1 protein-coding gene is annotated in these 608 nt (G+C 39.8%); it reads right to left on the bottom strand.

Annotated features, from left to right (window positions below):
- Positions 1-88: 88 nt before the first annotated feature.
- Positions 89-469, bottom strand: a complete 381-nt coding sequence (locus N1032_RS26355; protein ID WP_259543606.1) for a phage holin family protein — start codon at positions 467-469, stop codon at positions 89-91.
- Between the last annotated feature and the right edge of the window lie 139 nt (positions 470-608).

Genomic DNA, 608 nt, shown 5'->3' with positions numbered 1-608 from the left:
TCGAAACATTGTTGTCCATAATGACCGTCAAAGTCATATCCTTTCCCTAAACTGTTTGCAATCCATTTATAGGCTTGTGCTAGTGTTGTCATTTCTCTTCCTCCTTGAATTCCTCTAACATTTTCTCGAATTTTGCCTTTTCAGTTTTGACCCTATTCAATAAAGCTTTAGGAACGGGAACGCCACACAAGGCGAGATTTTCAAGAAATGAAATTGCGTAAGTCATGATATAGAAAGAATTCACAAGGACGCCTATTTCTGGTAGTCCAAATTCGGTCGCTACAAGCCACACAACAATCACTAAACAAATAGCTAGGGAATGTTTCAAGGCGCCTTTAAATCCAATCTTTGAGTTAACCACGCCCCATATAAACGCTTTTGCGTTGCCACTGATAAAATCAGCGACAATCAGCAAAAGGAATACATGGAAGGCGGTATTTGATGCTAACGTTCTCCCTGTTTCAATCATTCGGTTGTTTCCTCGTCTTCTTCAAGTTTTGCTTGTAACTCTTCAATTTCTTCATTTTGAGCGTCAATAATTTCGGCGTCTGTTGGTTCTTCTGTTTCACGTGAAACAACTGATTCAGTTTCTAACGCCGTTGCGTCTT

It is taken from the genome of Herbiconiux daphne, assembly GCF_024979295.1.
GTDB lineage: Bacteria > Actinomycetota > Actinomycetes > Actinomycetales > Microbacteriaceae > Herbiconiux > Herbiconiux daphnes.
The sequence above is the reverse complement of the archived record's forward strand: the minus strand, read 5'-3'. Positions and strand labels throughout refer to the sequence as shown.

Coding starts and splice junctions, on each gene's coding strand:
- N1032_RS26355 (WP_259543606.1), bottom strand. CDS start 469: ATGATTGAAACAGGGAGAACGTTAGCATCAAATACCGCCTTCCATGTA.